The 24,871-nt window shown below is 60.6% G+C and carries 24 protein-coding genes; 16 read left to right on the forward strand and 8 right to left on the reverse strand.

Translation table 11 applies throughout. The features are described from left to right. The first annotated feature begins 39 nt into the window (after nt 1-39). The 6 genes from ABID16_RS01885 to ABID16_RS01910 all read left to right on the forward strand — a co-directional run bounded on the left by ABID16_RS01885 (nt 40) and on the right by ABID16_RS01910 (nt 5,941). Nucleotides 40-1,407, forward strand: a complete 1,368-nt coding sequence (locus tag ABID16_RS01885) for a glutamine synthetase family protein (protein ID WP_354554659.1) — start codon at nt 40-42, stop codon at nt 1,405-1,407. A 128-nt stretch (nt 1,408-1,535) separates the two neighbouring features. Next, on the forward strand, nt 1,536-1,979 hold the full coding sequence (locus tag ABID16_RS01890; protein WP_354554660.1) for a helix-turn-helix domain-containing protein: 444 nt from the start codon (nt 1,536-1,538) through the stop codon (nt 1,977-1,979). Next, on the forward strand, nt 1,957-2,367 hold the full coding sequence (locus ABID16_RS01895) for a type II toxin-antitoxin system VapC family toxin (protein WP_354554661.1): 411 nt from the start codon (nt 1,957-1,959) through the stop codon (nt 2,365-2,367). Before ABID16_RS01890 ends, ABID16_RS01895 begins: the two co-directional genes overlap by 23 nt. A 16-nt stretch (nt 2,368-2,383) precedes the next feature. Beyond that, complete coding sequence (locus ABID16_RS01900) at nt 2,384-3,766, forward strand: aldehyde dehydrogenase family protein (protein ID WP_354554662.1); 1,383 nt, start codon at nt 2,384-2,386, stop codon at nt 3,764-3,766. Between the two features lies 1 nt (nt 3,767). After that, nucleotides 3,768-4,913 (forward strand): iron-containing alcohol dehydrogenase, encoded by a 1,146-nt coding sequence (locus ABID16_RS01905; RefSeq protein WP_354554663.1) that lies wholly within the window; start codon nt 3,768-3,770, stop codon nt 4,911-4,913. Nucleotides 4,914-5,224: 311 nt separating this feature from the next. Continuing rightward, nucleotides 5,225-5,941, forward strand: a complete 717-nt coding sequence (locus tag ABID16_RS01910) for an AAA family ATPase (RefSeq protein ID WP_354554664.1) — start codon at nt 5,225-5,227, stop codon at nt 5,939-5,941. A 75-nt stretch (nt 5,942-6,016) separates the two neighbouring features. Here ABID16_RS01910 and ABID16_RS01915 read toward each other — a convergent pair whose 3' ends face one another. Continuing rightward, on the reverse strand, nt 6,017-7,462 hold the full coding sequence (locus ABID16_RS01915; protein ID WP_435532345.1) for a L,D-transpeptidase: 1,446 nt from the start codon (nt 7,460-7,462) through the stop codon (nt 6,017-6,019). 162 nt (nt 7,463-7,624) lie between these two features. Between ABID16_RS01915 and ABID16_RS01920 the strand changes: the two genes are divergently transcribed. The 5 genes from ABID16_RS01920 to ABID16_RS01940 all read left to right on the forward strand — a co-directional run bounded on the left by ABID16_RS01920 (nt 7,625) and on the right by ABID16_RS01940 (nt 10,585). Beyond that, on the forward strand, nt 7,625-8,458 hold the full coding sequence (locus ABID16_RS01920) for a DUF4432 family protein (RefSeq protein WP_354554665.1): 834 nt from the start codon (nt 7,625-7,627) through the stop codon (nt 8,456-8,458). A gap of 75 nt (nt 8,459-8,533) precedes the next feature. Beyond that, complete coding sequence (locus tag ABID16_RS01925; protein ID WP_354554666.1) at nt 8,534-8,875, forward strand: RidA family protein; 342 nt, start codon at nt 8,534-8,536, stop codon at nt 8,873-8,875. Nucleotides 8,876-9,080: 205 nt separating this feature from the next. Next, the gene (locus ABID16_RS01930) at nt 9,081-9,419 is read left to right on the forward strand and encodes a protein tyrosine phosphatase family protein (RefSeq protein ID WP_354554667.1); all 339 of its coding nucleotides are present in this window, start codon (nt 9,081-9,083) and stop codon (nt 9,417-9,419) included. A 138-nt stretch (nt 9,420-9,557) separates the two neighbouring features. Further along, on the forward strand, nt 9,558-10,112 hold the full coding sequence (locus ABID16_RS01935) for a hypothetical protein (protein WP_354554668.1): 555 nt from the start codon (nt 9,558-9,560) through the stop codon (nt 10,110-10,112). Nucleotides 10,113-10,234: 122 nt separating this feature from the next. Continuing rightward, entirely contained in the window at nt 10,235-10,585 is a 351-nt protein-coding gene (locus tag ABID16_RS01940) for a nucleoside triphosphate pyrophosphohydrolase family protein (RefSeq protein ID WP_354554669.1), read from the forward strand. On the opposite strand, the gene ABID16_RS01945 is transcribed toward ABID16_RS01940, so the two are convergent. Together ABID16_RS01945 and ABID16_RS01950 are read right to left on the reverse strand one after the other, a co-directional pair. Continuing rightward, on the reverse strand, nt 10,572-12,218 hold the full coding sequence (locus ABID16_RS01945) for a thiamine pyrophosphate-binding protein (protein WP_354554670.1): 1,647 nt from the start codon (nt 12,216-12,218) through the stop codon (nt 10,572-10,574). The genes ABID16_RS01940 and ABID16_RS01945 overlap by 14 nt on opposite strands. 94 nt (nt 12,219-12,312) lie before the next feature. Then, the gene (locus ABID16_RS01950; protein WP_354554671.1) at nt 12,313-13,245 is read right to left on the reverse strand and encodes an alpha/beta fold hydrolase; all 933 of its coding nucleotides are present in this window, start codon (nt 13,243-13,245) and stop codon (nt 12,313-12,315) included. A 170-nt stretch (nt 13,246-13,415) separates the two neighbouring features. Here ABID16_RS01950 and ettA point away from each other — a divergent pair, with 170 nt between their 5' ends. Further along, nucleotides 13,416-15,065 carry an energy-dependent translational throttle protein EttA gene (gene ettA / locus ABID16_RS01955; protein ID WP_354554672.1) on the forward strand — a complete coding sequence of 550 codons (1,650 nt, stop codon included), beginning with the start codon at nt 13,416-13,418 and terminating at the stop codon, nt 15,063-15,065. A 7-nt stretch (nt 15,066-15,072) separates the two neighbouring features. Here the strand turns inward: ettA and ABID16_RS01960 are convergent, their stop codons facing one another. Further along, nucleotides 15,073-15,840 carry a DpnI domain-containing protein gene (locus ABID16_RS01960; RefSeq protein WP_354554673.1) on the reverse strand — a complete coding sequence of 256 codons (768 nt, stop codon included), beginning with the start codon at nt 15,838-15,840 and terminating at the stop codon, nt 15,073-15,075. Further along, entirely contained in the window at nt 15,837-16,133 is a 297-nt protein-coding gene (locus ABID16_RS01965; protein WP_354554674.1) for a hypothetical protein, read from the reverse strand. The genes ABID16_RS01960 and ABID16_RS01965 overlap by 4 nt, the downstream gene beginning before the upstream one ends. 254 nt (nt 16,134-16,387) lie before the next feature. Between ABID16_RS01965 and ABID16_RS01970 the strand changes: the two genes are divergently transcribed. The 3 genes from ABID16_RS01970 (at nt 16,388) to ABID16_RS01980 (ending at nt 20,305) form a co-directional block, all read left to right on the forward strand. After that, the gene (locus tag ABID16_RS01970; RefSeq protein ID WP_354554675.1) at nt 16,388-17,389 is read left to right on the forward strand and encodes an ArsR/SmtB family transcription factor; all 1,002 of its coding nucleotides are present in this window, start codon (nt 16,388-16,390) and stop codon (nt 17,387-17,389) included. After that, nucleotides 17,390-18,307, forward strand: coding sequence for a methylenetetrahydrofolate reductase [NAD(P)H] (gene metF, locus ABID16_RS01975; RefSeq protein WP_354554676.1), 918 nt, complete (start codon nt 17,390-17,392; stop codon nt 18,305-18,307). A gap of 591 nt (nt 18,308-18,898) precedes the next feature. Further along, nucleotides 18,899-20,305 carry a cation:proton antiporter domain-containing protein gene (locus tag ABID16_RS01980; RefSeq protein WP_354554677.1) on the forward strand — a complete coding sequence of 469 codons (1,407 nt, stop codon included), beginning with the start codon at nt 18,899-18,901 and terminating at the stop codon, nt 20,303-20,305. 113 nt (nt 20,306-20,418) lie between these two features. On the opposite strand, the gene ABID16_RS01985 is transcribed toward ABID16_RS01980, so the two are convergent. The 3 genes from ABID16_RS01985 to ABID16_RS01995 form a co-directional block, all read right to left on the reverse strand. Further along, nucleotides 20,419-21,609 carry a lytic murein transglycosylase gene (locus ABID16_RS01985; RefSeq protein WP_354554678.1) on the reverse strand — a complete coding sequence of 397 codons (1,191 nt, stop codon included), beginning with the start codon at nt 21,607-21,609 and terminating at the stop codon, nt 20,419-20,421. Between the two features lie 196 nt (nt 21,610-21,805). Then, nucleotides 21,806-22,570: an N-acetylmuramoyl-L-alanine amidase gene (locus ABID16_RS01990; RefSeq protein ID WP_354554679.1), complete on the reverse strand. Its 765-nt coding sequence runs from the start codon at nt 22,568-22,570 to the stop codon at nt 21,806-21,808. Beyond that, nucleotides 22,567-23,304, reverse strand: a complete 738-nt coding sequence (locus tag ABID16_RS01995; RefSeq protein ID WP_354554680.1) for a TerB family tellurite resistance protein — start codon at nt 23,302-23,304, stop codon at nt 22,567-22,569. The genes ABID16_RS01990 and ABID16_RS01995 overlap by 4 nt, the downstream gene beginning before the upstream one ends. Before the next feature lie 290 nt (nt 23,305-23,594). Between ABID16_RS01995 and ABID16_RS02000 the strand changes: the two genes are divergently transcribed. Beyond that, nucleotides 23,595-24,806, forward strand: coding sequence for a pyrophosphate--fructose-6-phosphate 1-phosphotransferase (locus ABID16_RS02000; RefSeq protein WP_354554681.1), 1,212 nt, complete (start codon nt 23,595-23,597; stop codon nt 24,804-24,806). Nucleotides 24,807-24,871: the final 65 nt, after the last annotated feature.

Raw genomic sequence — 24,871 nt, forward strand, 5'->3', positions numbered from 1 at the left:
GGCCCCCGAGCGGCCGAAAGGGAACAGGGACAGCTTCTGATGAGCGCCAAATACGATTTCGAGACCTTGAAGACGGACGTGGCCGAGGGCCGGATCGATACGGTTCTGGCCGTGCAGGTCGACATGCAGGGCCGGCTCATGGGCAAGCGCTTCCACGCGCAGTATTTCCTCGATAGCGGCTGGCATGAAACGCATAGCTGCAACTACCTGCTCGCGACCGATATCGAGATGGAAACGGTTCCAGGCTACAAGGCGACGAGCTGGGAGGCGGGCTATGGTGACTACACCATGAAGCCGGACCTCTCGACCTTGCGGCGCATTCCATGGCTCGAAGGCACCGCCATGGTCATCTGCGACGTGCTCGACCATCATACGCATGAAGAGGTTCCGCATTCGCCGCGCGCGATCCTTAAGAAGCAGGTCAAGCGGCTGGAGGCGATGGGCCTCAAGGCCTATATGGCGACCGAACTTGAATTCTTCCTCTTTGATCAGACCTATGATGACGCGCGCGAGAGCGGCTATCGCGATCTGCGTCTCTGCTCGGGGTATAACGAGGATTACCACATCTTCCAGACCTCCAAGGAAGAAGACGTGATGCGGGCGATCCGCAACGGGCTTTATGGCGCCGGCATCACGGTCGAGAATTCCAAGGGCGAGGCGTCTGCCGGCCAGGAAGAAATCAACGTCAAGTATGACGAGGCGCTGGTGACCGCCGACCAGCATGCGATCATCAAGAACGGCGCCAAGGAAATCGCCTGGGCGCGCGGCAAGGCCATCACGTTCCTCGCCAAGTGGAGCAATGCGGCGGCCGGCAGCTCCTCGCATATCCACCAGTCGCTCTGGTCGCTCGACGGCAAGCCGATGTTCTACGATCCGAATGGCCGCTATGGCATGTCGAAGATGATGGAGCATTATGTGGCGGGCCTGCTCGCCCATGCCGAGGAAGTGACCTATTTCCTCGCGCCCTATATCAACTCCTACAAGCGCTTCGTCGCCGGCACCTTCGCCCCGACCAAGGCCATCTGGTCGAAGGACAATCGCACCGCGGGCTATCGTCTGTGCGGCGAGGGGAGCAAGTCTATCCGCATCGAATGCCGCGTCGGTGGCTCCGACCTCAACCCCTATCTGGCGCTCGCAGCGCTTCTCGCCGCCGGTATTGACGGTATCGAAAAGCAGATGCCGCTTGAAGATCCCTTCACGGGCGATGCCTACAAGGCAGGCGAAATCCGCGAGGTGCCGAAGACGCTGCGCGCAGCAACGGATGCGCTCAACAAGTCTCAGCTGCTGCGCTCAGCCTTCGGCGATGGCGTAGTCGATCACTATGTCCGCGCGGCGGAATGGGAACAGGAAGAGTATGATCGCAAGATCACGGACTGGGAGGTGGCGCGCGGCTTCGAGCGGGCATAATCGCAACAGGCGTTGCTGAAATCTCTACGCGATGTTATTTTCGCAATATGATCTGATGACCTGAAAGCATTTCCAGCAAAAGTGTGAAACGGTTTTGCGTCCGGAAATGCCTGAAAATGGAGTGTCGCATGATCGATAGCGAATGGTTTTATCGTCAGTTGGAGAAGGATGGGCGGTCGCTGCGGGCCATGGCCCGCGCGCTCGGCCTCGATCCGAGCGCGGTGTCGCGGATGCTCAAGGGCGAACGAAAGATGAGTGCGGATGAGCAGGACGGCATCGCCGGCTATCTCGGGGTTTCGATCAACGAGGTGGCGGCGCGTCGGCGCGGTGAGGCTGTAGGCTTTGCGGAGAAGGGGCAGGAGGCGTTTGTGATGGACGATCGCGCAAGCTCTCAGATGGGTATTGATTCGAACCAGCCTGGCCGCGAAGAGCAGATGTCCTATTACGAGCGTGTGCGTGCTCGGATGAAGGGTACGGTCACCATTCCTCCAGGGGTTGATGTGACCGAGCCAGCAGATCCGGAATGGGGCCGTGTCTACGATGATGACTATGAATACCCGATTCATCTTTGACACATGTTTCATGCTCTTTATGTCGCAGCCTGACGCAATGATCTCGCCGGCGGCTCAGGGCGCTCTGGAGCTTAAAGATGCGGTCTTTCACGTCTCTGCGATCAGCGCTTGGGAAGTTGGGATGCTCGTGGCGAAGGGAAGGCTCAATCTTACCCGCTCTCCAATCGACTGGTTCCACACCTTTTTGAAAGATCGGGAGGCGAGCGTTCTGGAAGTCACTCCCTCAATCCTCGTGGCAGCTTCCTTTTTGCCGCCGCCGATGCATAACGACCCCGCCGACCGCATTCTCGTCGCCACCGCGCGCGAACATGATTTGACCATTATTACCCGCGACCGGGCAGTTCTAGCCTATGGCGCGGCAGGCCATGTGAAAGTACTGGCCTGTTAAACTGGAGCAGTGAAAGATGACGATGATCCGATGCATTTCGCCGGTTGACGGTTCGGTCTATGCCGAACGTCCGGCGATGAGTTTTGACGATGCGGCGGCTGCCGTGGCGCGCGCGCGCAAGGCGCAGAAGGCCTGGGCGAAGCGGCCGCTGGAAGAGCGCGTGCAGCTCGTGCTGAAGGGCGTGGCGCGGCTGAATGAAATGGCCGATGTCGTGGTTGAGGAACTCGCCTGGCAGATGGGCCGTCCGGTTCGCTATGGCGGCGAGTTCAAGGGCTTCAACGAGCGCTCCAACTATGTCGCGACCATTGCGGCGGAAGCGCTCGCGCCGCTGAAGGTCGAAAGCTCGGACAAGTTCGAGCGCTATATCGAGCGCGAGGCGCATGGCGTCGTCTTCGTCATCGCGCCGTGGAACTACCCTTACATGACCGCGCTGAACACGATTGCGCCGGCGCTGATGGCGGGCAATACCGTCGTGCTGAAGCATGCCTCGCAGACACTGCTCGTCGGCGAGCGCTTCGTGCAGGCTTTCAACGAGGGGGGCGTTCCCGAAGACGTGTTCATGAACGTCTTCCTCGATCATGACACGACGTCGAAGCTGATCGCTGCAAGCTCCTTCAACTTCATCAACTTCACCGGTTCGGTCGAGGGCGGGCGCAATATCGAGCGTGCGGCTGCCGGCACCTTCACCGGCACGGGTCTCGAGCTTGGCGGCAAGGATCCGGGCTATGTCATGGAAGACGCCGATCTGGATGCGGCCGTCGACACGCTCATGGATGGCGCGACCTACAATTCGGGCCAGTGCTGCTGCGGCATCGAGCGCATCTATGTGAACGAAAACCTCTATGACGCATTCGTCGAGAAGTCGGTGGCCTGGGTGTCGAACTACAAGCTCGGCAATCCGCTCGACAGGGAAACGACGCTCGGCCCGATGGCGCACAAGCGCTTTGCCGCGACCGTGCGCGAGCAGATCGCGCAGGCCGTGTCGAAGGGCGCCAAGGCGCTGGTCGATCCCAAGCTCTTCCCGGCGGACGATGGCGGCGCTTACATTGCTCCGCAGATCCTCGTCGATGTCGATCATTCGATGGAGATCATGCGCGAGGAGACCTTTGGTCCGGCTGTCGGCATCATGAAGGTCAAGAACGATGCGGAAGCGCTCGAACTGATGAACGATTGCAAATACGGTCTGACAGTTTCGCTCTGGACGAAGGATGCCGACCGCGCTGCGCGTCTTGGCCGCGATCTGGAAACCGGCACGGTCTTCATGAACCGCGCCGATTATGTCGATCCGGCTTTGTGCTGGACAGGCTGCAAGGATACGGGCCGTGGCGGTTCGCTCTCCATCATCGGCTTCCACAATCTGACCCGTCCGAAATCCTATCACCTCAAGAAGGCACTCTAAGATGTCGATTACTGCAAACTGGAGCTACCCGACCCTCGTCAAGATGGGGGCAGGGCGCATCAAGGAACTGGCCGATCACTGCAAGTCGCTCGGCATGAAGAAGCCGCTTCTCGTCACCGATCGTGGTCTGTCGACCATGCCGATCACAAGCCAAGCGCTCGACATTCTGGAGGCCGGTGGCCTTGGCCGGGCGATCTTCGCTGATGTCGATCCCAACCCGAACGAGAAGAACCTTGAGGCCGGCGTGAAGGCCTTCAAGGATGGCGGTCATGACGGCGTTGTCGCCTTCGGCGGCGGCTCGGGCCTTGATCTGGGCAAATGCGTGGCCTTCATGGCCGGGCAGACGCGCCCCGTCTGGGATTTCGAGGATGTCGGCGACTGGTGGACTCGCGCCTCGGTCGAAGGCATTGCGCCCATCGTTGCCGTGCCGACGACGGCCGGAACCGGCTCGGAAGTCGGCCGCGCCTCGGTCATCACCAATTCGGTGACCGAAACGAAGAAGATCATCTTCCATCCGAAGTTCTTGCCGGGTGTGACGATCTGCGATCCGGAACTGACGGTCGGCATGCCGAAGCACATCACGGCCGGCACGGGCATGGACGCTTTCGCGCATTGCCTGGAAGCCTATTCCTCGCCCTTCTACCATCCAATGAGCCAGGGCATTGCGCTCGAAGGCATGCGGCTGGTGAAGGAATATCTGCCGCGCGCCTACAAGGACGGGACGGATATCGAAGCCCGCACGCATATGATGTCGGCTGCCGCCATGGGGGCTGTCGCCTTCCAGAAGGGCCTCGGCGCGATCCACTCGCTTAGCCACCCGGTTGGCGCGATCTATCACACGCATCACGGCACCACGAATGCCGTCGTCATGCCGCCGGTGCTCCGCTTCAACCGTCCGGCGATTGAGGATCGTATTGCGGCGGCTGCCGCCTATCTCGGCATTGCCGGTGGCTTCAATGGCTTCTACGACTTCGTTCTCGGTCTGCGCGAGGAACTCGGCATTCCCGACAAGCTGGCAGCGCTCGGCGTCAAGACGGATCGTATCGACGAAATGTCCGTCATGGCCGTTGCCGATCCGTCGACGGGTGGCAATCCGGTCGAACTGACGGTCGAGGCCGCCAAGAAGCTCTTCCTCGAATCGATCTGATTGCGGTATCCCGATCTCTCTCGAACGCCCGTGCTCACGCGCGGGCGTTTTTCGTTGTGGATGGAGGGCCTTGGACCGCGCTTCTCCCATGTCGCTCCAGCCTTGCGTAAGCCAATCTGCAGAGGCTTTTCCCAAGTTGTTCGAGATTCGTGTGTTGCGTCGGCGCTGGTTGGCGGATCGTTAATTGCTGCAGTCGGCTTTAAGGCTCCGTTAACCATGATTTACGCAATCTATACCCATCGCGAAGCAGCGAACATCGCATGGTCCTTCAAGCCGGATGGGGTTCCGGCGGGCCAATCAGGGGGTTTGGAATGCCGGTCATTTCACTTGCAAATACAAAGGGCGGCGCAGGCAAGACGACGGCGGCTCTGCTGCTGGCGTCCGAATATGTCCGCCAGGGCTATCGCGTCGCCGTGCTTGACGCCGATCCGCAGAAGTGGATCACCAACTGGTACGAGACCGGTGGGAAAGATCCGAGCCTGACCGTGATTTCCGAAGTCACTGTCGCCTCGATGCAGACGCATATCCGCGAGATGCGCGACCAGATCGACTTCTTCATCATCGATCTTCCCGGCCAGCGCGACCCGCTTTTGGCAACGGCACTTGGTCTTTCCGACCACGTTCTGATCCCTGTTCAGGGCTGTGCGATGGATGCCAAGGGGGCGGCGCAGGTCATCGAGCTTCTGGCGCATATGAAGAACCAGGCGAAAATCACGATCCCGCATTCGGTGGTTCTGACGCGCGTGAGTTCGATTGCGACGACGCGGGCGCTTTCGGCGATCAAGGACCTGCTGGTGTCGCGCGGCGTCAATGTTCTCGAAACACCGATCTTTGAGCGCTCGGCCTTCCGCGACATTTTCGATCTCGGCACGATGCTGCACAAGGCCGATCCGGCCCGTATCACCAATCTCGACAAGGCCCGCGAGAATGCCCGCGTGCTGGCGCTGGAACTGAAGCGTCTGCTGCCGGCCAAGCGCCGTGAACAGCCGCTGGGTCTGGCCGCACGGCTGCGGCAGCGCGCCGCCTGATCGTTCCCGATCAAGCACCTCACCAAATTCGAGCGCCGGAACCGAGATTACGGTTCCGGCGCTCCTTTTGTTGGATCAATCGATGAACTGAACGATCGTACCGGGCTTGACCATCTTGGCCAGTTCCTGCGCATCCCAGTTGGTCAGGCGCACGCAGCCGTGGCTCTGGGTCTTGCCGATCTTGGATGGATCGGGCGTGCCGTGGATGCCGTAGGTCGGCTTGTCCAGCGCGATCCAGACATTGCCGACCGGGCCGTTCGGACCCGGCGGAATGGTCAGCACCTTGGTGTTGTTGCCCTGCTTGAAGTTGATCTTCGGATTGTAGGTGTAGTTGGGATTGAAGGCCACGCGGGCGACGGTATGCGTACCCGACGGTGAGGGCGTGTCGGCGGAGCCGATGGAGGCCGGATAGACCGCGACGAGATTGCCCTGTGCGTCGAAGGCCTGCACTTCCTTGATCGCCTTGTTGGCGACGATGCGCGTGACCTGTCCCGTCTTCGGTGGACCGGGATTGGCGACCTTCACCACAGTGCCAGGCGTGTTGAAATCGACGCCGGGGTTCAGTTCGATCAGATAGCTTTCGTCCATATGGAAGCGCTCGGCGAGCATTTCCGTCACGCGCGTGTAACCCATCGAAGGCATGGTCGCCTTCTGCGAATAGTCTTCCGGGATCGAGGCGACATAGGGGCCGGCGGCATCCGAAGGGGTGATCGTGTAGTCCATGAAGGGCAGGCCGCCGCCGGTGGCGAGGCGGTTCATGATGTCTTCCGAATTGCGCGGATCGATCTTGTCGCCCGTCGTCACTTCATAGGCATGCAGCGCCTTTTCGACATTCGAGCCCTTCTTGCCGTCGATGACGCCCGGCGACATGCCCATGCGATCGAGATAGACCTGAAGGGCTGCGATTTCGGCGCGCGATTTTCCGGTGAAATTGATCTTGGGCGCGGGGCTTTCCAGCGATTCCGGCAGGTCGTTGGCCGGCATGTCGTTCGGGCCGATCGAGGCGGTCTGGGTGTCGTCGGGATTGGTCAGGCCATCATTGTTCTGCCGCGGACGGCCAGTCGCCTGATCTTCGGGCTGGTCCGGCAGGGGCTGGCGCGTGATGTCGCCATCATTGCCGAAGCGGCCGCGCGGGATCGTGCCGGTGGCGAAATTGTCGTCGTTGAGGCCGCCCTGATCGGCGCGGCGGTTGTCGTCATAGCCGGGATCCCACGGGGCGGCATCCATGCCGAAGCCGCGGTCGCGATAGGTCGAGGCGCGCCGGTCCGCGCGCGCTGCCGGCATTTCGGTCGCGATGATGTAGCCATCGCGATCGACCAGCACGCGGCGGCCATAGGCATCGCGGCGGAAGGTGACTGCGCCCTGCTCGGGAATGTAGTCAAGAATGTCGCCATCCGGCGTCACGAGAACCGTATTTCCACGCCCATAGGCCTGCTGTGCCTCAGCCGGAATGGCGGCGAGGCCAACGAAGGAAATGGCTGAAACTGCGAGAGCGAGACGGAAGAAGCGCACAGAGAACACCGTGAATCGTGACTATATTGAGGCCTACTAGACGAACATTTCGGCCTTTATATGGTATTTTCAACATCTTAACGAATTATTGACCATCAATTTTTCGTTAAGACCGTTTGCACCGCAGCCACTTTGGCTTATCAAGGGGTCGCAATTCGAGGGAGCGTTTTCATGCTGGAACTCTACGCCGCGCGGGGACCGCGCCTTTTTCTCGACGAAAACTCCGTTTTCGACATTGGCAGCCTGATTATCGGCGGTGCTGATCTGTCGCCCGGCCGTGCGATTCCCGATGATGGCGATCCCCGCATCGATCATTCGCTGGAAGGCTTCCTCTTCACCTGCGGGCCGGACCATATCCGGCATCCGGAGCCGGTCGAAGGTGTCGAGGGCAAGAAATATCCGCTGCATGGTTCCTTCTCGGCATGCCCGGCGGAAGTCACGGAATTTCGCAACGGCCGCCTTTCCTCCACGGCACGTGCAACGGTCATGGTGCGACTGGCCGGCGGTGGTCTCGCCCGGCTGGAGCGCCGCTGGCATATCGACGGCGTGACGGGAGCGGTATCGCTCAACGACAAGGTGACGAATGCCGGTGCGACACCGTTCGCGCCGATGCTGATGTATCACATGAATATCGGGGCGAAGAATTTCGACGCCAAGACCCAAGTTTCCGGCGACATGGTCGGCAAGGTTCCGGTCTCCTGGCAGTTCGGCGAGGGCGAGAATTATGTGTTCTGTGTGCCGGCCGGCGGTGCGGAGGGACATGCGACCGTGCGGCTCGGGCCGATTGCAGGCGCAGGCGGGCTGACGCTGCGCGTCGATTTCGACACGGCGACGCTGCCTTATCTGCAGATGTGGCGCAACGAGAGCCGCCCGGCTTACGTGGTTGGTATCGAGCCGGCCTCGCATGACTGGAAGCCGCGCGCAGAACTTGCGACGGCTGAAGCGCTGACATTGCTGCAGCCCGGGGAATCTCGTGATTACGGGCTGCGCTTCGCCTTCGCGTGAGGTCCGAGGTTGACGACGGGCGGAAGGAAGGCTAGGCCGCTTTTCGCATTCTTTTTCGCATTCAGGAGAGACGAAATGTCCATCAAGCGTATCGAGCCCGGCAAGCGTATGAGCGGCGCCGTCGTTCACGGCAACACGGTTTACCTTGCCGGCCAGGTTGGCGAAGGCAAGAGCGTGACGGAACAGTCGAAGTCGGCGCTGGCTGAAGTCGACCGTCTGCTGGCCGCTGCCGGTTCGGACAAGTCGAAGATCCTGCAGACGATCATCTACCTCTCCGACATGTCGACCTTCGGCGAAATGAACGCCGTCTGGGAAGCCTGGATCGACCCGGCCAACCCGCCGGCCCGCGCCACCAGCGAAGCAGCGCTTGCAACGCCGGACTACAAGGTGGAGTTCATCGTCACGGCCGCTCTCTGAGCATTGATGCTTCTGCCGGCCGCAGCCAAACCGCTGCGGCCCCGGTTAGAGTGTTTCAGCATTTGTTGGAAACGCTGAAACACTCTGCACATTTTTTTGACGCAAATCCGGACGCGAAACCGGTTTCCACTTTCGCTGGATTTGCTCTAACTGAATTGAACTTCGTCAAGCCCGGCGGTACAGTCGAAGGCAGGGAGAACGCGCTATGGATATCAGGCAGATCAACGACGAATATTCGGTCACCGGCCAGATTTCGGTCGAGGACCTTGATGCCATCAAGGCGCAGGGCTTCAAGTCGATCGTGTGCCATCGCCCCGACCACGAGCAACCCGACCAGCCGGAATTCGCCGATATCGCCGCACGCGCTGACGAGCTTGGCCTTTCGATTGCGCATATCCCGGTTGGCCCTGCCGGCGTGACGGCGGATGCCGTGCGCATGATGGTTGATGCGCTGGACGAGTTTCCTCGCCCCATGCTCGGCTATTGCCGCTCCGGTGCGCGTTCGACAGCGGTCTACCAGCAGACGCTGCATCTGCGCGGCTGATCCTTCTTCTCCGAAATCCCTGCGATCGGCCTGATTGATAAAGTTTTAATCAAGCCGGCGCATGATGTTGGCCGTTACGACCGCACCCTTTTGGCCGGTCGATAATGGCGTCGGCCTTGTCCGGCGAGGGGACATCGGGTGATTTCGGCCATTTCTTCCATTTTGGGTTCCGTCTCTGTGCAGCGTGCGCAGGGCGTGAACACGTCCGTGGGGCAACAGCGGGATCAGGAAGATAAGCAGAAGAAGGTCGTCACGCCCTCCGTCGAGGTCTCTGCTGCCCAGTCGCAGGGCTTCTCGGCGCGTGTCGGTGATTTCCTCGTCAACAAGGCGTCTCAATCCACCGACAGCGGCTCGAGCGTGTCGGGGCCAACCGGTGCGGATGGCATGCCGCCCGCCGGGATGCCGGTCGGTGGCCCGCCTCCCAGTCCGCCTGCGGGCAGCATGCAGGGTGAAGGGCAGAATGGCGGGGGCGCTTCCGGAAGTGCCGCTTCCATCCTCTCGCTGCTTTCCGGCGAAGACAGTTCGTCCGAGGCTGAGAACGACGGCGACGAGGATGATGCCGGCTTCACGACATCATCCAGGCAGAGCCAGGGCGCGAACACGCAATATGCCCAGCAGCAGAGTGGCGACGGCGTTTTCGGTGTCCAGTTCGATGAGATCGGCGCCTATCAGTTTGCTGCCTCGTCTTATTGACGTCTAAAATCACACGTTGTGGCGACGCGCGACCACATCAAGACACATTCCGTCATGAACCGATGCGAGGCTCACGCCTCGGCATGTGATTCCACGCATGCGGGTGAGCTGGAGCATTGGACATGAGCACAACTTTTGCAGAACTGAGCGAGCGAATTGGCGCGGTGGGCGATATTTACGCCCGCGTGCACAATATCACACGGACGCCGGACTGGTATCTGCTCAAGCTGACCGAAGAGCTCGGTGAGCTGACCGCCGAACATCTGCTGCTGAACGGGCAGGCGCGGCCGAACAAGGATGGCTCCGGCGGCACGCGCGAGGCGCTGGAAAACGAAGCGGCCGATCTGTTCGGCCAGTTCGTGCTCTATCTGCGCGCCAACGAAATCGATATCGAGACGGCCATTGAGCGCAAATGGTTGCGCCATCTGGACAAAAGCGCTGATGGCAGCAGACCGCCTGTTACTGCCCCCTGATTTCGCTCAGCGTCCGCGTCGGCGTGATCGCTTCCGGGTTCTGGATGATCTCGATGATCGCCGGCTTGCCGCTCTTGCGGGCACGCTCGAAGGCGGCGGCGAAGTCTTCCGTCTTCGTCACCGTCTCGCCATGGCCGCCATAGGCGCGGGCAAGCTCCGCGAAATCGGGGTTCGTCAGGCCGGTGCCGCTGACGCGGCCGGGATATTCGCGCTCCTGATGCATGCGGATCGTGCCGTACATGGAGTTGTTCACCAGCACGGTGATGATCGGCAGATTGTAGCGCACGGCAGTCGCGAATTCCTGTCCATGCATCATGAAGCAGCCGTCGCCGGCAAAGCAGATGACTTCACGGTTCGGATGCAGTGCCTTGGCGGCGACGGCGGCCGGCAGGCCATAGCCCATCGTGCCCGAGGCGGGGGCGGATTGCGTGCCGTATTTGCGGAAGCGGTGGAAGCGGTGAACCCATGTCGCGTAATTGCCGGCACCGTTGGTAAAGATCGTGTCGGCGGCGGTGTTTTCTTCCAGATAGGACATGATCGCGCCCATATGGACACCGTCCGGGCCGGTGGCCGGGGGCGTCGACCAGGCGAGGTACGCGCCATGCATCGCTTCGGTGCGCGACGACCATGCCGGGGCTGCAACGGGCTCGATATCGCGGATCGCCGCGACGAAATCGGCGGGTGCGGCTGCGATCGCCAGATCGGGGCGATAGACGCGGCCAAGTTCCGACGGGTCCGGGAAGACATGGATCAGCGACTGTGCCGGATAGGGGATATCCATCAGCGTGTAGCCGGAGGAGGGGGACTCCGAGAAACGGCCCCCGAGAAGGACGATCAGGTCGGCGTCCTTCACGGCCTTCGAGAGTGCGGGGTTGATGCCGAGGCCGATATCGCCGGCATAGCAGGGATGCGTGTGATCAAACAGCATCTGGCGACGGAAGGAGCAGCCGACCGGCACGGCCCAGCGCTCGGCGAAGTGAGCAAATGCCTCGACCGAGGCTTCGTCCCAGCGCGTGCCGCCAAGGATGAAGAAGGGGCGTTCGGCCTTGGCGAGGCGGTTGCGGAAGTCTTCGACCTGGCTTGCACCGGGGAAGGCGGGCACCGGCGTTGCGGGGCGGGCGGCGACGGCGTCGACCGTGTCCGTCAGCATATCCTCTGGCAGTGCCAGCACGACCGGGCCGGGGCGGCCGGAGGCGGCGACCGCAAAGGCGCGAGTAACGAATTCCGGGATGCGGCGGGCGTCGTCGATTTCGGCGACCCATTTGGCGACCTCGGTGAAGGCGCGGCGATATTCGATTTCCTGGAAGGCCTCGCGTTCGCGGGCGTCGCGGCTCACCTGTCCAATGAAGAGGATCATGGGAATTGAATCCTGCCGTGCCACATGCAGGCCGGCGGATGCATTGGTGGCACCCGGTCCACGGGTGACGAAGCAGATGCCGGGCTTGCCGGTCAGGCGGCCCCAGGTGTCGGCCATCATCGCGGCGCCGCCTTCCTGGCGGCAGATGATCTGTTCGATCTTGCTGTCGGCGAGTGCGTCGAGCACCGCGAGGAAGCTTTCGCCCGGCACGAGGCTCACGCGCTCGACGCCATTGGCTTCCAGCGCTTCGACAATCAGTTGGCCGCCCGTCTTCATTCCCGGTCTCCGCATCATTTCGTTCGTGAGACCAATAGCAATCCTCACGCTGTGCGTGAAGCGTGGAGCGGCGGCTATCAGGAAATTTGATGGCTCATCGCGTGGGGCAGATGCTGGCTGCCCAGCGCATAAAGTCTTCTGTTGCAACGTCTGCAACAATATCATTGAGGCTTTCGTGGCGGGCTTCGGGATAGACCTGCTTTGAGATATTTGAAAAGCCGAGGCCCTTCAAGCGTTCTTCCAGCCAGTGTATTCCCTTTGCTCCGCGCGTCGCGGGGTCCTTGCCGCCGCCGACCAGCATGATCGGCTTGTCCCTTGAGATTCGGGAGAGGTTTGCCTTGTCGGCACCCCGCACGACGCCCTCGGCGACGTCGAACCAGAGCGACACGGTGCATGGGAAGCCGCAGCACGGATCGGCGATATAGGCATCCACTTCCGCCGGGATGTTGGAGAGCCAGTCGAGAAGGGTGCGGTGGCCGGGGATCGCTTTGCCCCAGGCATCGAAGGTCATGCGCGGCAGGATGGAGCTTGGGACGTCGGAGCCTTTCAGCCAGCGTTCGACGCCGAGGATGATGCGCATGAGCGGCATGGAGGAGGCTGTGCCGAAGTCGAAGTTCCATACAGCAAAGCCCGCGAAACTGTCGGCGTGCTTCAGCGCCGTGTTCAGGCAGATCATCGCGCCCATGGAATGGCCGAAGAGGAGGACGGGCAGGCCAGGATGGTTGGATGCGGCCATGTCGCGCACGGCCATCGTGTCGGCGATTACTGTATCGAGCCCGTCACGGCGGGCGAACTGGCCCTGCACGGCATCGGGAGTCGTCGTTTCGCCATGACCGCGATGATCCCAAGCGTAGGCGTGGTAGCCCCGTGCGGCGAGATCGGCGGCGAAGCGGGCATAGCGCTTCGAATGCTCCGACATGCCATGCGCAATCAGCACGATGCCGCGGGGCGCGGTCGTGGCCTCGGCGACATGGTAGGCGAGCGTCGCGCCGCTAGGGCTCTTGAGGAATTGTGTCGTTTCGAACATGGCAGGGCTCCCGGAAACTAGCGCTAGCAAATACCATTGGCCTTGGAAAGGCGCGCCGGTGTTGGAAACGCTTGCTTGGAAACCCCGCCCGCGCGCATTGCCCCTGAGCGCGAATTCGCCTACATAGGCGCCAATTCGAAATTTCCCGCATTTTGCAAGCGAGCACGACCATGGCGCGACAGTTCATCTATCACATGTCCGGCCTCAACAAGGCCTATGGCAACAAGAAGATTCTCGAAAACGTTCATCTCTCCTTCTATCCCGACGCCAAGATCGGCATCCTCGGCCCGAACGGGGCCGGTAAGTCGACGATCCTGAAGATCATGGCCGGGCTCGACAAGGAATGGACGGGCGAAGCCTGGCTCGCCGAAGGCGCGACGCTCGGTTACCTGGAACAGGAGCCGAAGCTCGATCCGACGAAGACTGTGTTCGAAAACGTGATGGAAGGCGTCGCCGACAAGACGGCGATCCTCGATCGCTACAACGAACTGATGATGAATTATTCCGACGAGACGGCGGATGAAGGCGCGAAGCTCCAGGACATCATCGACAGCCAGAACCTCTGGGATCTGGAACAGCAGGTCGAAATGGCCATGAGCGCGCTGGCATGCCCTCCTGGCGATGCCGCCGTTGACGGCCTGTCGGGCGGTGAGCGCCGCCGCGTGGCGCTCTGCCAGCTGCTGCTGCGCAAGCCCGACCTGCTGCTTCTCGACGAACCGACCAACCATCTGGACGCCGAGACGATTGCGTGGCTGGAACAGCATCTGCGCGAATATCCGGGCGCCATCCTGATGGTCACCCACGACCGCTACTTCCTCGACAACGTCACGGGCTGGATTCTCGAGCTCGACCGTGGTCGCGGTATCCCGTACGAAGGCAACTACTCGGCCTATCTGGAAGCCAAGGCCAAGCGCATGGCGCAGGAAGAGCGTGAAGAAGGCAGCCGCCGCAAGGCCCTGTCGCGTGAACAGGCCTGGATTGCCTCCAGCCCCAAGGCCCGTCAGGCCAAGTCCAAGGCCCGTATCCGCGCCTATGACGAACTGGTGGCAGCGGCCGAAAACCGCCGCCCCGGCGAAGCGCAGATCATCATCCCGATCGCCGAGCGTCTGGGTCAGGTGGTCATCGAGGCCGAGAATATCTCGAAGTCCTATGACGGCCGTGTTCTCTTCGAAAACCTCTCCTTCAAGCTGCCCCCGGGCGGCATTGTCGGCGTCATCGGTCCGAACGGCGCCGGTAAGTCGACGCTCTTCCGCCTCATCACCGGGCAGGAAAAGCCCGACACGGGCTCGATCCGCATCGGCGACACCGTGCAGCTCAGCTATGTCGACCAGAGCCGCGACTCGCTCGACGGTTCGAAGAATGTCTGGGAAGAAATTTCCGGCGGCACCGACATCGTCAAGCTCGGCAAGTTCGAGATGAACTCGCGCGCCTATTGCGGCGCGTTCAACTTCAAGGGCACCGACCAGCAGAACAAGGTCGGCAACTTGTCCGGCGGCCAGCGCAACCGCGTTCACCTTGCCAAGATGCTGAAGTCAGGCGGCAACGTTCTGCTGCTCGACGAACCGACCAACGACCTCGACACCGAAACGCTCGGCGCGCTTGAGGATGCTCTGGAAGATTTCGCCGGCTGCGCCGTCATCATCTCGCACGACCGCATGTTCCTCGACCGTCTGGCCACCCACATCCTCGCCTTTGAAGGCGACAGCCACGTGGAATGGTTCGAAGGCAACTTCGAAGACTACGAGGAAGACAAGATCCGCCGCATGGGCGCCGAAGCGGCCAACCCCAAGCGGGCGACGTATAAGCGCCTGACGCGATAGTCAGCGACTATTGGATAAGGCGGTAGTTTCCTCTTCCCCTGAATTCGAGATACCCATTATCTCGGAGGAATTGGAGTTGCTGCCTTATCTTTGGTCTTACGTTGTTGTTGCCGGGATATAGGCGGCTCAGGTAGGATTCATATCTGTACACCTCGTCAAGCGTGAACTCTGGCTTCCTCAGATCGTCAATGCAACTCATGACATCGACCAACCAGCCTCTGTTCGCGGCATCTTGGCGGTCAAGAAATGCCGTGCGCTGCCATTTTGCCAGTACGTCCTGCATCGGTGCGATGACGCCGTCGTTTACGATGCATATTCGTCCGATGACGGGGATTTTTTCGATGACTATGTTCGAGCCGATCCAGCCGGCACGGCGGGCCACCGAACTCAAAGGTTTTCGTCGCTCGACGATTGATGGAACAAAAAAACGTTTGGGAACCACATATAGCTGACGAACCAATGAAGCATCGGGATCGTACCTCATCAGTATCAGATTGGGTGAGGTGTCAGATTGCAATCGCTCAATCTTGGTCTGATAGGCGCCGTTGGCGATTTTCCTGCCGAACTCCTTTTTCTGGCTTTTGAGTTCATATTGATCGTTGCATTGCGAGCAATAGAAGTCGGCGACAGGTAGGTTCTTTGGAAACTGCCTAAGTCTTGGGTTTCCGCAATTTGGGCAATAGATTGATTGCGCGATCCACGCCTCGGTGATGTCCCGAGCTGTTTGTGACCCGCTTACATATCGAAAGTCAGGCTCAGAAAGCTCAAGTTTCATTCTGGTGCCGAAAGTTGGAACGCCAGTTTCTGCAAAAATAGAGCGAGATTTTTAATTTTGGTTTCTGCAAGCAACACGTAGTCTGGGCAATGCCCTGCATCGGCGGGTGAATAATAGATCGAAAACGTCATTTCGTCGTCAGTTTCGACGATGACAGATAGGTTTTCGGAATCGACAGGAGACCAGTCTGATGACCCGCAATTCGGGCACTCATCGTCACAGCAGCAAGACCATTCGTCTTCCCACTCCTCGCCGCACTCAGTACATTCGTAGCTATTTCGGTACCAAGCCATTGTTTCCTCGATGTGCTGTTTTAGAATTATGGATCTGAAACAAGGGATTAGCAATTGAAAAATCTTCTGTGTCCTTATGTTCATTAACGCCAGCCGCGGCGCATGGGGCTTTATCCGCTGAGGCTGTGGCGACAGGCATATAATCTGTCGCCAGCGGGTATCGTGCTGCCGTTCTCCCTTTACGGAGTGAGATTCCCCCTTGCGCGGTCTTCTTGGGCGATATAAAGATATCTTTATATCTTGATGGAGAGCTGATGTCGCTGGGTCTGGACCAACTGGTTGAAACGTTGAAGGCTGCAGGGGAGACGACCCGGATGCGGCTCATCGCGTTGCTTTCGGCCGGCGACCTGACGGTGACGGATCTTACCGATATTCTCGGCCAGTCACAGCCCCGCATTTCCCGCCATCTGAAACTGCTGCTCGAGGCGGGTCTGATCGAACGTTATCAGGAAGGGGCCTGGGCCTATTTTCGGCTGAGGCGCGAGGGCGAGGAGGCCGGCGTTGCCGGTGAACTTCTTGCTGCGCTGTCCTTCGGTGATGCGATCGTTGCGCGCGATGGGGAGCGGCTCACAGCCGTCAAGCGCGAGCGCGCGGCGCAGGCGAGCGAATATTTCAGCCGCAACGCCGCCGAGTGGGACGAAATTCGTCGCTTGCATGTGAGCGAAGAGAAGGTTGAGGCGGCACTCGTCGGTCTCGTGGGCGAAAAGCCGATCGACTCGCTTCTCGATCTCGGCACCGGGACAGGCCGCATTCTTCAGCTTCTCGATGGCAGATATCGCAAGGCCGTTGGCGTCGATGCCAGCCGCGACATGCTTTCTGTTGCCCGCACCAATCTCGACAAGTCCGGCACGTCGCGGGCGAGCGTGCGCCATGGTGATATTTTCAATCTGCCCCTGGAAGGGCAGGATTTCGACCTGATCACCATTCATCAGGTCCTTCATTTCCTGGACGACCCGCAGGCTGCCATTGCCGAGGCCGCGCGCGTACTGCGTCCGGGCGGGCGGCTGGCGATCATCGATTTCGCGCCGCATGAGCTTGAACACCTGCGCGAGGCGCATGCCCACCGGCGTCTCGGATTTTCGCATGAGACGATGGCGTCCTGGCTGGCCAAGGCCGGCCTTGACGTGGAAAAGACCGTTGATCTGCAGGACGAGGCTGCCGGCAAGGGCGCTCTGACCGTCACACTCTGGCTGGCGCGCGACCCGCGCCTTCTAATGGCAGAAGAAGACGGCCTGAGCCAAGCAAGGAGAGCGTGAATGACCGTCAACCCCACGATCGGCGCCGAAGGCGTCCGTCTGTCCTTCGAATTCTTTCCGGCAAAAACTCCGGAAATGGAGGTACAGCTTTGGGAGACGCTGGAGGATTTGTCTGGCTGGGACCCTGATTTCGTATCGGTGACCTATGGCGCGGGCGGCTCGACGCGCACGCCGACGCTGGCCACACTCAAGGGCATTCTCCAGCGCTCGCATATTCCCTCTGCCTCACATCTCACCTGCGTGGGGTCCACGCGGGAAGAGACGCATGCCATCGTGGAGGAATTCCACGCGGCGGGCATCCATCATTTCCTGGCGCTGCGCGGCGATCCGCGGGGCGGCATCGGTACGGCTTACGAGCCGCATCCGGGGGGCTATGCCAATGCTGCGGAGTTGACGGCGGGGCTGAAGGCGCTAGGCGATTTCGAGATCAGCGTGTCGGCCTATCCGGAAAAGCACCCTGAGAGCGCCGACGTGGCGGCCGATATCGACATGCTGAAGCGCAAGGTCGATGCGGGTGCCACACGGGCGCTGACGCAGTTCTTCTTCGAGAACGATCAGTACGAGCGCTATCTGGACAAGGTCGTTGCCGCCGGCATCACCATTCCCATCGTGCCGGGCATTCTGCCGATCCATAATCTGGCACAGGTGCGCAAATTCGCCGGCATGTGCGGCGCGAGCGTGCCGGACTATGTGATCGCCCGTCTCGGCACCATCGACGATCTGCCGGAAGAGCGTTTCAAGGCGGCTTCACAGCTTGCCGCCGAGCAGGTGAAGGACCTCATCCATCGAGGGGTGAGCGAGTTCCATTTCTACACGATGAACCGTTCGGCACTCGTCAGCCGGGTTCTCGAACTCTCCGGCTTCCAGCGTGTTGCAGCCGAGGCGCGCAATAATACGCAGAGCGGCGCTGCGGCCTGAAGGCCGGAAAATCTTCGGTATGAAAAGGAAAAACGCGCGGGAGTGTCCAAGCTCCCGCGCGTTTTCCTATTCTTCTTAGAGCCTCAAGCTCCTCTCCGGCCTTCTCCGACAAGGCCGTCAAGACGTCCTGTCATTTCAAATGAACAGCATCGACGCCACAAACAAAAACGCTGCACCGATCATCAGGACATTGAGCGATTGCATAAGTCCCATGGCTGACCTCCTTCGCGTTAACGAGCATCATCATAGGCAGCACTCGGGTCCGTTGAAAAGCGAAACTTGTGCTGCGCTGCCGCAGAAACATTCTTGCAGAGCCTGCCTCTGACATTCAATATATTGAAAAATCAATGTTTTTTAAGTCGAGAAAATTTGTGGGCGAATTAAGATGGGGTTAACGGTTCTGTTGCATTGCATCATTTTGGCGCAATGTGACAAATTCTTGAAAGCGTTGGTGTTTCCGCCATCTTGAAATATCCGTTCCATTACTGGACATTTTGGTTGTCGCGTTTTGGCAGGCTTCGCGGGTGTTTTTGCTGCGCTGCGGTTGGCATGTCAGCGTGAATCGGCGCATAGTTTTGGAGTGATACGAGCATGCGATTCCCCCTAGGGGAATCGAAGGAGGCGGGGCTGGACGACATCATCACGGGATCGATCGAGGCGGCTCCCGGCTATCATGGCTCTGCCCTGACGGCCATCGCCCTGGTGGTGGCGGTTGCTGCGATCCTCGGCCTCTGTTTCATGCGTCTGAGGCAGCCGCCGCTGGTCGGGTTCATTGTGGCCGGCGTCGCACTTGGGCCTACGGGTGTCGGGCTGATCTCCAGCAATGAATCCGTTTCACTGCTGGCGGAAATGGGCGTCGTCGTCCTTCTCTTCTTCATAGGCATGGAACTGTCGATCAAGGCCTTCATATTGACCTTGCGGCAGGCGCTGACGGTTGCCGGCGGCCAGCTTCTTGCGGCGATGCTTGCCGGCGGTGCGATCGTGCTGGTCACAGGTGCGGGGCCGGAAGAGGCCGTGATCATGGGCTTCATCATCGCACTGTCGTCGACGGTTGTTGCGATGAAGATGCTGGAGGATATGGGCGTGCTTCGCGGGGAGGCGGGGCGGATTGCCGTCGGAGTACTGATTGCACAGGACATTGCCGTCGTGCCGATGCTGATCTTCGTCTCCAGCCTGTCGGGCGGCGGCGGGCAGGTCGGCGAGGTCGCCGTCAAGATGCTTGTGGCTGTCGGTCTGTTGGGCTTCATTCTCTGGTGGTTCGGCGGGCACAAGAAGATCCGTGTTCCCTTTGCCGAGGAGATCGCCGAGAAGACCGAACTGCTCGCCCTCGGCGCGCTCGCGGTCTGCTTTGCCGCTGCCGCCATTTCGGGCCTTGCAGGGCTGTCGCCCGTCTATGGCGCATTTCTTGCGGGGATCGTGACGGGCAATTCGACGCTGCGCAGCCGCGTCATCCCGGTGATCGAGCCAATCCAGAGCGTGCTGGTCGTGGTCTTCTTTCTGTCGATCGGCCTCCTGATAGACCTTTCCTTCATCCGCGCAAACCTCTTCGAAGTGCTGGCTGCTTCCATCATCGTCATTGCGGCGAAGTCGGTGCTGAATATCTTCCTCATTCGAAAGACAGGCTTTTCGACGGAGACGGCGCTGATTGCCGGGCTCTCGATGGCGCAGATAGGGGAATTTTCCTTCGTGCTCGCCTCGGCGGGGCATGCGACCGGCGTGCTGGGGAACGATCTATACCGACTATCCATTGCGGTCACGGCGGTGTCGCTGCTCGTCTCACCAATCTGGGTTGGCGTCATGCACCGGCTGGAAAGCGTGGCGAGCCAGGGCATGGAGACCTATCGCGAGGCGCTCGCGGCGGCCTATGCGCACGAGCTTTACGAAGTGCACAGGGGGACGGCCGCGTTCTCGCGCTTCACCCACGGAGCGCATGTGCGCTATCGAGCGCTGCGCCTTGCGATCTATCACCGCAAGGCGGTCAAGCGTAAACAGACCTAGAGCGTTTCACCGTTTCACAGAAACGCTTAAACGCTCTATCTCCTTGTTTTTACGCAATTCCGTACGCGAAACCGGTTTCCACTTTCGGCTCGGAATTGCTCTAGGAGCGCTGATTACTTCATCGTTTCGAGAAGCTTGGCATCCGGCCAGCCATCGGCCGGGAGGCCAAGTTCGGCCTGCACCTTCTGGACCGCGGTGCGGGTGCCGGAGCCGAGAATGCCGTCGATCTTGCCGACGTCATGGCTCTTGGCATCAAGCTTCTCCTGCAGGACCTTCATGTCCTCGACGGAAAGGCCCGGTTCCGGATTGCCGGGATCATAGGCTTCTGCGCCGGAGAGGCGGGTCGCGAAATAGGCGGCCGAGAGCGTATAGACCAGAGACTGGTTCCACGAGAGATAGACGTTGAAGTTCGGGTAGGCGAGGAAAGCCGGCCCGAAGCGGCCCTGCGGCAGGACAAGCGAAGCGTTGAGCGCGGCAGCCGACTTGTCGCCGTTGCGCGGCATCACGCCGAGATTGAACCAGTCGCCCGCCGTCAGCGTGCCGCCGAGGCCGGACTTTTCGTAAGGAAGGGTCTCTGGAAGCTTCACTTCCTGAAGCCACGGTTCGCCGCGCTTGAAGCCGAGGCCGGCGAGGAAGCGGGCCGTCGTCAGGATCACATCCGGCGCCGAGGTCTTGAGGCTGACCAGGCCGTCGCCGTCGCCATCTTCGCCATACTTGATGATATCGGCGGGAAGCATCTGCGTCTGGCCGATTTCGCCGGCCCAGGCGCCCGTCGTCGTTTGCGGGTCGATGTCGTTGAGCGAGGCCAGCTTGATGAGCGCGATCAGCTGCGGGCGGAAGACTTCCGGACGGCGGCAGTCGTTGGAGAGGGTGACGAGCGCGTTGCGGGTGTTGAAATCGCCCTGCACGGCGCCGAAGTCGGTTTCCATGCCCCAGAAGGCGGTGATGACGGCGGCGGGCACGCCGGTCTCCTGCTCGGCCCTGGCGAAGACGCTGGCATATTGCTCGATCTTCTTCTTGCCGATCTGGTAGCGGGCACCGCTGACGGTGCGCTTGGAGAATTCGAGGAAGGTCTGGCGAAACACGCCTTGGGCGCGGTCCATCTTGAGCACCTTCTGGTCGATCTGCGCACCGGTGAGCGCCTTGTCGACGGCGTCCGCGGCTATGCCCGACGCGACGGCTTCCGTCTTGATGCCGGCCAGGAAGGTCGAAAGGTCGCTCCCGCATTCCGCCGCGTATCCCGAGGCCGTGCTGGACAGGAGTGTGGCGACGGCGAGGATGGCAGGCAAACGAACGGACGACATACGATGACTTTCCCGAGAATTGAAAGAATGGACGCTCTATACCGCAGGTGCGGCCAAGAGCAAACGCTGCCTTCGGCGATTCGATCGGCGTCCGGTCAAAATTCATGACAATCGGGCGCAAGTGTATCTCAAATCGGCAAGGCAGCGTGCAGAAACCGCAGGAATACGGTGAACGCGTGGCGAAGGCGGGAAAATTCTAGGCGTTCTTGAAACGCGGCAACCCGGCCAGAAGCCGATGCAGTGTGTCGAGCGTCGAGATGTCGGCGACGCCGTCTATCTTCTCGGGGCGGAAATGGCGCTGGAAGGCTTCGATGACGCCCTTCGTCCTGTCGCAGAACTCGCCGGAGACGGGAACGCCGTAACCATAGAGCGTCAGCATGGACTGGATTGCCTCAACTGGTGGACCGGCTTCGCCGTGCTGGAAGAAGCGTCCTCCGGCGATGGGGGCGGGCGGCACCCAATGGCCGACGCCTGCCGCGTGGAGCTTCCCCCACGGGAAATGTTCGCCCGGATCGATCTTGCGGACGGGTGCGACATCGGAATGGGCGAGCACGCGTTCCGGTGCGATCTCCCAGCGGTCGATGATGTCGCGGCAGAGTTCGATCACGGCTTCGATCTGCGGCTCGGTGAAATCCGGCAGGGAGGGGTGGCCGGGATTGGCGATCTCGATGCCGACGGAATGCGAGTTGATGTCCGTCTCGCCCTTCCAGTGGCTCTTGCCGGCATGCCAGGCGCGGCGGTCTTCGGGCACAAGCTGGTAGACCGTGCCGTCCATGTTCACGACATAGTGGCAGGACACTTCGCTTTCCGGCGTGCAGAGCCAGTCCAATGCGCCGGCCTCGGTCGGCATGCCGGTGTAATGCAGGATGATCATATCCGGGCGGTCGGTGCCACGGCGCTCCGTATGATTGGGGGAGGCGCGGACAATCGCGGTCTTGTAGTCGGGGGTAAAGGCGCTCATGCGGCGCGGCGTTCTTTCTCGATGGCCGCGTAGGCCTGGTTGAGCGCGGCCATGCGCTCGTTGGCAATGCCGTGGAACTCCTCCGGCACGCCGCGCGCAATCAGCCGGTCTGGGTGATGTTCGGACACGAGCGAGCGGTAGCGCTTGCGAATTTCTGCGAAGTCTGTTTCCGGCGGGACGCCCAGAACCTTGTAGGGATCCTCACCGACAATCACATGGCGCGCCATGATGCGATCGAAGCCCGCTTCGGTGATGTCGAAAATTTCCGCGATGCGGTGCAGGAAGGCCAGTTCATCTTCATGCACGAGGCCGTCTGCCTTGGCAATGTGGAACAGGCCGTCGAGGATTTCGGTCAGGACCGGGCAATCGGGCGCGCCGCAGCCGCACAGGGCCGCCATGCGCTCGGCATAGGCCTCATAACCGGCCACGTCCTGACGGGCGAGATTATAGAGGCGGGCCACATTCTTGGCTTCTGAATCCGGAAACTCGAAGATGTCCTTGAAAGCGTTGACTTCCTTCTCCGTCACGATGCCGTCGGCCTTCGCCATCTTGGCGGAGAGCGCGATCATCGCGACCGAGAAGGCGACCTTGCGACGGGTCTCCGGGTCGCCTTCGAAGAGCGTGCGAACGGCCTCGATCACGCCGGACAGCGCGTTGCTCGCGGCATCCGCCACAGCGGCCGCAACACGTTCCAGGAAGGACGAAGCCTGTTCGCAAAGAAAATCAACGATCATGGCAACGAGGTTGACCAAATAATCCGGACCTTTTCAAGTCAGTTTTCCTCATCGTTTCATCAAAAGGACTGTTCACGGTTTACGGATTCAAACCGAGGACGGATGTATCCGGTTCAATTTGCGCCCACGTGCTCCGCCGGTCGCGAACGCAGCGAAAATTGAATCGATTTTATTGTGCGCTGGCGCGAAAATCCCGCCAAATCAAGGACTTTTCTTCAAACTGTCACTTTACAAGACAAAGCCACAGCGCCAATTCATGCGCAGCCGCGTTCAGTCATCCGGAGGATTTCATGGCCAAACAGAAAGTCGCAATGCTCACCGCCGGGGGCCTTGCGCCCTGTCTGTCTTCGTCCGTCGGTGGCCTGATCGAGCGCTATAATGACGTGGCGCCCGATCTCGAGATGATTGCCTATCGCTCCGGCTATCATGGGCTTCTGCTCGGCGACATCATCCCGATCACGCAGGACATGCGCGAGAAGGCCTATATCCTCCACCACCACGGCGGCTCGCCGATCGGCAATAGCCGCGTGAAGCTGACGAACGCCGCCGACTGCGTGAAGCGCGGGCTGGTCAAGGAGGGGCAGAACCCGCTGGCCGTCGCGGCCGACCGGCTTGCCAAGGACGGCGTGACGATCCTGCACACGATCGGTGGCGACGACACCAACACGACGGCGGCCGATCTTGCCGCTTATCTCGGCGCCAACGGCTACAACCTGACCGTTGTCGGCCTGCCGAAGACGGTGGATAACGACGTGGTTCCGATCCGCCAGTCGCTCGGCGCGTGGACCGCAGCCGAAGTCGGCGCGCATTTCTTCGACCATGTCTCCAACGAGCAGAGTGCCGCGCCGCGCACACTCGTGGTTCATGAGGTCATGGGCCGCCATTGCGGCTGGCTGACGGCGGCAACCGCACTTGCCTATATCGATCGCACCAAGGGTCACGAGTATATCGAGGGCCTGATGATGAACACGGAACTCAAGAATATCGACGGCGTCTATCTGCCGGAGATCGCCTTCGATCTCGACAAGGAGGCCGCGCGCCTCAAGGCGATCATGGACAAGACCGGGTTCGTCACGATCTTCGTCTCGGAAGGCGCCTGCCTCGATGCCATCGTTGCCGAGCGGGAAGCGGCGGGCGAAAGCGTCAAGCGCGACGCTTTCGGACATGTGAAGATCGACACGATCAATGTCGGCAACTGGTTCTCCAAGCAGTTTGGTGCTTTGATAGGCGCCGAACGCGCGATGGTGCAGAAGTCGGGCTACTATGCCCGTTCGGCGCCGGCCAATGCCCGCGACCGGCACCTCATCCACTCCATGGTCGACTCCGCGGTTGAAAGCGCGCTGAACAAGGTTTCGGGCGTCATCGGTCACGATGAAGACCAGGGCGGCAGGCTGCGGACGATCGAATTCCCGCGCATCAAGGGCGGCAAGCATTTCGACACGTCGGCCAAGTGGTTTTCCGACGTGATGGATTTCGTCGGGCAGAGCTGGAAGCCGGCTTAAATCCGCAGGTCGTCTTCAGGTCCCCTGGCGACCGCCCCAGTCTTGAAATTCGCTAGTTCTAGCTA

This window comes from Limnomicrobium aquaticum (assembly GCF_040545545.1).
In the GTDB taxonomy this organism is placed as follows: Bacteria; Pseudomonadota; Alphaproteobacteria; order Rhizobiales; family Rhizobiaceae; genus Ensifer_A; species Ensifer_A aquaticum.